Here is a 6000-nt window from a genome sequence, read left to right as displayed (position 1 = left end):
TGTAGGCATTGAGGTAGACTGCTGTTTCTTTAGCATAGATCTCATTGCTTTTGTTGGCTGCGAAACCTACATAGCCGTTTAATCCTGAGTTGACTGAAGTCGTGCTGGCTTCATGCTGCCCATCAGTAAGGTAATCATTGGTAAAGTAGCTAAAGGCGTTAGGTACCGGATTGAGATTAAGCGAGAACTCCTGCAGGTCATGCCCGTAGGTGAGGGTGACTTCTTCACCGGCTTGCGGCAGACCAAAGTGCAGGGTCTTGCCATCGTAGTAAAACCATTCGCTGTATTGAGCGGCCAGTCTGCTGGCATATTGATAAGCGCTTTCATGCTGTTGTACGCTGTAATGCAGCGCTTCGCTGTAGACAGGCTGAAGGCTTAGCTCCAGCTTTCCCTGGTCGTACCCCTGGAAGGTTTGGTGGAGAATATCTTCTAATCCTACATCGTTAAAAGAAGCATAGTGTGGTCCATCATCTGCCAGGATACTACAGCTCTGTGCTTTGATGGTAACCAAATCTCCCTGATGGGCATGAAACCCTTTGGTGTTGTTGACGGCAGTGACGACTCCTTTAAACTCCAGGGTTTTGTAGTCTTGAAAGTCGGTGAGGGATTCAACCTTCACGGTAAGAAGTTCTCCCAGGAAGTTTCGGCTTTCCTCGGCGAGTTCTGCAGAGGCTTTTTCAAGTACATCCATACGGCAGACCAGTTCAAGGTAGTGATGCGCATCTAAATCCTGCCGAAGCATTAGTCGCTTAAAGGCATGGATGGGATTACCACCAATAAATACACGGGTGTTGGATTGTAGTGCCATAAAGTATATTTTAAGAGAGTTTAATTTTATTAAAATTAAACCTTGAAATTCAATGTTTTAGAATCTTATAAATATACAAAGTATTCTAATTCAAAAACGCCTTCATATTTACGGGAGTGTTAAATTTTTGAAATAAATACCGATGTATAAGAATAAACAGATACCTCAATTTTTCAAAGGTAGATAGGCACCATTTTTATAATGAAGTGTACGGGTTTTTCCGGTAGGGATCATAAAGCCACTTTCAAGATCCTCTTTATACTCACGATACATAATTTGATTGTTGATCGTATCTATTTCTATGGGATCTTCTTTAGATCTGGCTTTGTAAATGACTAGTTTATCTTTTCCGTTAAGGCAATTACGACAATCGACCAATGTATTATTATTAAAAGATAATAATCTAAGCGTAAAGAATTCATGTCCATGACCATGAGTGCCATATCCTTTTATCAAATAGTTTCCGGGAATTGGTTCGCGAATATCGTAGTAAGTCACATCTAAAAAATCGAGGTCTTCATCGGGTTCTTTTTCATGTGTTAGAAAATCTGACTGAATCAAATCTCTGTTGGCATACTGATAAACGCTGTTAAACGTATGCCAGGTACCTCCATTCAATTCATCCCAGGAAATGATCGTAAGGTTTTGATCATTAGATTGAATTACATTCATCATGGTAGAGAGGGAGTCAAAGGGATACCCGGAGTAAGAAGATGTTTTAAGTGTATTCAATAATTGCGCCTTAAATCTAGTTAAAATAGTATCTCTTGCATTTTCCCCGTAATCATGTCGGTGATCACTAAATTTTTGATATATCTCAACAAGTTTTTGTTCCTGCCTGATGAGATTTCCCGTTTCATGTTGAGCATTACAGTAGAGAAATGCCAGCAGGATTAGAAAGAAACTCAGATTTTTCATCGCTTAAGTAAAATTATATTGCTAGGATAAATAATAATGATATGTTTTAAGCATTATTTCTTCAAGATTAATAGAAAAAAGAAATTACTGTTAAAGCATAACCATACTGCACAAACTATTAGTGTCGAATAGTATAAAAATATTGCATTAAATAGCGTTTAAACCTGAGAATGATTGGTATGATTATAAATATAATCCAAATCATGCTGTGCCTTGAAAGATAGTCATTCGCCAGGTTTAAGTAAAACAGAAAACTACAGATTAATAGAATTATAAATGACTCATGAACTTTTACTTGTTTTTTGGAATAACGCTTAATATGCCTATTGTGCATTTCTTTAATATCTGTTTTATCTTGTTTGGTGTAGTAGAAATGTTTACTTGGGAGATATACAAGAAACATCGATATGTTTTGAATGAAATAGATCAATGAAGTGCCAAGTAAAAAATACTGAAGCAAACTTATTATTATGTTCATTTCATTTTTATAGATAACATCTGTGAGGTATAGGTAAATCATATAATCTGCAGCAAAGAAGAACATAATAACAGAACTCCAAATACTTAAAGTAAGTCTGGATGTGCGGCTTAAGCTTATATAGGTAAATGCATGTATAAAAGAGAGTATTGAAAATAAAATACCTGTGCCAGCCAAAATATACACTATGGTATTATTGATTTCCATTACTTTGACTTCAATCAACCAATATAGAATGCAAAAGGATTGAATTAGTGTTATACCTTCTGTCAAATTTGGGACTACTTTATCCTTTAGCCTGATAAATGAAATAATTGCAAAAATCACTATGAAATAATACGGCCAGATTTCGACGCGCTCATCGAATATATATTCTCCAGATCGTTTTCCGGGAATAAATGCTACAAAACTAAGTATTAAAGCCCCTATGGATTTTAAAATCAGCGTATTCCATTCTACTCCTAACCTTCTATTCTCATAAATCACACCTAATAAGAGTGGGAATATGGTGATTGATAGTAAATTTCCCTCGTTCTGGTAAACACGATATAAAATATAAACAAATAAGACTATAAGCGAAAGGCTCAATAAGAAAAGAAATCTTTGAAAGCTATCTGATAGTAACTCTTTTAATTTACTCACAATTAAAATTAATGTACTAAATATCCTTGGGCGTACGTAATACTCAGATAAAAGAAAAGTGCAAAACACCCCCAGAAAAACAGAAAGGCAAGTAAATTTCTTTTATTGCGCTCAGATTTATCCAGCATTTCATATTCTTCTTGAATATTAAAATCAAAAAGCATTTTTTTTGCTTTTTTTTCTATGATATATCCAAGCCCTAACATAACTATTCCTAAGCCTATTAGTATAGGAATGTAACTTTCAAATTGATAGTTAATTGAACCTATCAGAGCAAAATATATACCAGCAGCAATGAATGTTAATGGTGCGGAAACAAAATGCAAGGTCGAGGGAATGATTCGTTCGGGCATTTTTTTATTGACTAACCATCTTGCCGCGGAGTAGTTAGCGGCTAACAATCTTTTAAATAAAAATTTAAACATCAATTTTTAAATTGCGGTGGTATCCTAAACGGTTTTTTTACTGCCGTATTGTCAATTTTAATTTCATTAAATAATGGAGTAGTATTCGTTGGGAAAGAGCGCAAAGGTTTTTTATCCCAAAAACCACTATTTCTGCCAAAGGTCTCGTCAATACCTTCGCTAATATCGAAAGCATAGTCTAAAATCCCATATATAGCAATTCCAACAATAACTACAGGAGCACCTACAGAAGCTGCGGCAATACCAACCACTAGAAGGGTGCCATCCACAACCGTATGGGCATCCCAAGTATCTGTGAGCACCTCATAGCCTATTGTTCCGGCTGTTAAATATGGACCTACTTTGGCAATTTTACTTCCTTTTTTAGCTAGCTTCTCAGCTCCATGAAAAATCTTACCGGCTTTTGCAGGTTTGCCTAATTTTTTTGCGGCCTTAGAAATTTTATATGCATAGGTTCGCTTAAATTCTTTAGGAATATTATCGTATAAAGAAACAACATCCCCTAAGCCGTTAACATTTTTTTTTCCAAATTGATATGCTCCTACCGCTGCACGCATCCAGTCAAACTCTTCTTTACTTACATAGGTGTCTTGTAATTCAACGGTTATTTGTTGATCATTTAACAGCAATTCATTTTCCTGATATTGTTTTAAGGATTCAGTCGATTCAAAAGTGACATAATCATTCCCGTGAGAAATCTCCACTCTAAATCCACTTTGCGCATTTACGCCGCTCCCCATAGTCGTAGGAAAGAAATCTACACAGGCATCTGCCGGTACGAGGACCCATTCATTGCCAACAAAAATTTCTTTATGATCTAAAAAATTGCTGGAGTAACGAATATATTGATGGAAATCTGGTGGCTCAGGATTTGACTGCTGTTCATGGAGTTGGGCCTGCGCCACTTCTTGTAATAGAACAGATAACTCTGCATCATTTGACTGGAGCAAAAATTCAAAATGTTCTCCAAATGGCGTTGGATTAGGATCGTGGAGAGAAGTTTGCATAGAAAATGTCCATGCAGTATCTGCAGTTCCTTGCAAAAATCGTTGCAGTTTTTCTAACTTTTGCTGTACCATAGTTTTTATGAAATTTAAATGTTCACTATGATCAGCTAGGCTTTAAGCGGCCAATTGTTATTAAAGGTCGTTCCTTTTACCTTGATTTCTTTTGCTGAAAGCACAAAATGAATTTGAAGTGGATCTTTATTGCTGGCATTGAAATGCTCTGTGTATTCAATGCAATACGCTTCATTAAACGTGACCTTTTTTAAGCTTGACATGTTGTCTCTGCGATAAAATGTAATTTCACCTTTTTTAGTAGCAGATGCTGAGATCATCCACTCTAAAAAATCTGTTTTTGCGGTTGCTTCAATGAGCAATCGTATTTGCCCTCCCTTTGGCTTAGCGCTTGGTCTTCCGGTATGATCAACATCTTGTCGAAAAGTGAAAGAACAATCAAGAATATTGAGTTCTTCTCCGTCAAGATTTAATTTTGCTAAAAATGACATAATGATGCTGGATTAAATTGATAATGAGTTGTTGATGAGCAGTTTCAAAAAAATAGCATTGAACCTGCCGTGTTTATAGTAATAAGGCAAAAAAAGGGAGTGTGAACCACTCCCTTTTATAATCATATAATCAGATGCTTAGACCCAATCGTTCACGTGAGAACCATTACCAATGGAAATTTCTCTGGCTGAAATCGTGATCTTTTCAGTCATTGGATTTTCTCCTGTTGAATCAAAGTTCTCTATGTATTTGACTGCATACGCATCGTTGAAATTAAGTTCTTTAGAAGTAGCTTCAGTATCTCTTTTTAAGAATACAATTGAACCACTTCTCAACTCAAAGTTGTTAAACATCCAATCAGATAAACTCGTATCTGAAGTAGATTCAACCTCTAAGGTAATCATACCACCACGAGTGATGGATGATGGACGACCCGTAGCGTCTGTTTCCTGGTGAAGACCATAATTACAGCCCAGTACATTGTACTCTTTACCACCTACTTTTAATTTTGCTTTAAAAGACATAATAAATAAATTAAATGATTAATAAATAATGATATAATAATTATAATAGTATAAATGTAGGAATTTTTTTTTGGGAAAGCACAAATTCCTTGATTTTAACATATGAAGATCAGTCTTTTAGCGATAGCTTAATGAAAAAATCATCTTAGGATAACGTAATGATGAAATTGTATTTTATCGGGATTATAAGGCTTTTAATCCTGATGAGGTTAACCTACAGGGCACAAAAAAAGAGGAGACCAGCTCCTCTTTGCACTATATTCTTATTGGATGATGACTATACCCAATCATTCATATGAGATCCATTACCGATAGAAATTTCTCTGGCCGAAATGGTAATTTTTTCTGTCATTGGATTTCTACCTGTAGAATCAAAGTTCTCTACATATTTAACTGCATAGGCATCGTTGAAATTAAGTTCTTTTGCCGTAGCTTCAGTATCTCTTTTTAAGAATACGACAGAGCCGCTTCTCAATTCAAAGTTGTTGAACATCCAATCTGATAATCCCGTGTCGGCTGTTGATTCAACCTCTAAGGTAATCATACCACCACGGGTGATAGACGATGGACGACCTGTTGCATCAGTCTCTTGGTGAAGACCGTAATTACAGCCCAGTACATTGTACTCTTTTCCACCTACTTTTAATTTTGCTTTAAATGACATAATTAATAAATTAAAGATTAATAATGATAA

General features: G+C 35.8%; 8 protein-coding genes. All 8 read right to left on the bottom strand.

Going from position 1 to position 6000, the window contains the following annotated elements; all coding sequences use genetic code 11:
• Positions 1–808 (bottom strand): contractile injection system protein, VgrG/Pvc8 family (locus ABD000_RS13115; protein ID WP_343768426.1); only part of this gene is annotated, 808 nt, incomplete at its 3' end.
• 165 nt (positions 809–973) lie between these two features.
• Positions 974–1726 carry a hypothetical protein gene (locus tag ABD000_RS13110; protein WP_343768423.1) on the bottom strand — a complete coding sequence of 251 codons (753 nt, stop codon included), beginning with the start codon at positions 1724–1726 and terminating at the stop codon, positions 974–976.
• A 118-nt stretch (positions 1727–1844) separates the two neighbouring features.
• On the bottom strand, positions 1845–2846 hold the full coding sequence (locus ABD000_RS13105) for a hypothetical protein (RefSeq protein WP_343768420.1): 1002 nt from the start codon (positions 2844–2846) through the stop codon (positions 1845–1847).
• Positions 2847–2854: 8 nt separating this feature from the next.
• Entirely contained in the window at positions 2855–3271 is a 417-nt protein-coding gene (locus ABD000_RS13100) for a hypothetical protein (protein ID WP_343768417.1), read from the bottom strand.
• Entirely contained in the window at positions 3271–4350 is a 1080-nt protein-coding gene (locus ABD000_RS13095; RefSeq protein WP_343768414.1) for a hypothetical protein, read from the bottom strand. The genes ABD000_RS13100 and ABD000_RS13095 overlap by 1 nt, the downstream gene beginning before the upstream one ends.
• Before the next feature lie 35 nt (positions 4351–4385).
• Positions 4386–4781 (bottom strand): type VI secretion system tube protein TssD, encoded by a 396-nt coding sequence (gene tssD / locus ABD000_RS13090; protein WP_343768411.1) that lies wholly within the window; start codon positions 4779–4781, stop codon positions 4386–4388.
• Between the two features lie 138 nt (positions 4782–4919).
• Complete coding sequence (gene tssD, locus ABD000_RS13085) at positions 4920–5306, bottom strand: type VI secretion system tube protein TssD (protein WP_343768408.1); 387 nt, start codon at positions 5304–5306, stop codon at positions 4920–4922.
• A 277-nt stretch (positions 5307–5583) separates the two neighbouring features.
• Positions 5584–5970 (bottom strand): type VI secretion system tube protein TssD, encoded by a 387-nt coding sequence (gene tssD, locus ABD000_RS13080; RefSeq protein WP_343768405.1) that lies wholly within the window; start codon positions 5968–5970, stop codon positions 5584–5586.
• Between the last annotated feature and the right edge of the window lie 30 nt (positions 5971–6000).

It is taken from the genome of Gangjinia marincola (assembly GCF_039523415.1).
GTDB classification, from domain to species: domain Bacteria; phylum Bacteroidota; class Bacteroidia; order Flavobacteriales; family Flavobacteriaceae; genus Gangjinia; species Gangjinia marincola.
Note: the sequence above shows the minus strand (reverse complement) of the source record. Positions and strands in the feature narration are given on the sequence as shown.

Coding starts and splice junctions, on each gene's coding strand:
- ABD000_RS13110 (WP_343768423.1), bottom strand. CDS start 1,726: ATGAAAAATCTGAGTTTCTTTCTAATCCTGCTGGCATTTCTCTACTGT.
- ABD000_RS13100 (WP_343768417.1), bottom strand. CDS start 3,271: ATGTTTAAATTTTTATTTAAAAGATTGTTAGCCGCTAACTACTCCGCG.
- ABD000_RS13095 (WP_343768414.1), bottom strand. CDS start 4,350: ATGGTACAGCAAAAGTTAGAAAAACTGCAACGATTTTTGCAAGGAACT.
- tssD (WP_343768411.1), bottom strand. CDS start 4,781: ATGTCATTTTTAGCAAAATTAAATCTTGACGGAGAAGAACTCAATATT.
- tssD (WP_343768408.1), bottom strand. CDS start 5,306: ATGTCTTTTAAAGCAAAATTAAAAGTAGGTGGTAAAGAGTACAATGTA.
- tssD (WP_343768405.1), bottom strand. CDS start 5,970: ATGTCATTTAAAGCAAAATTAAAAGTAGGTGGAAAAGAGTACAATGTA.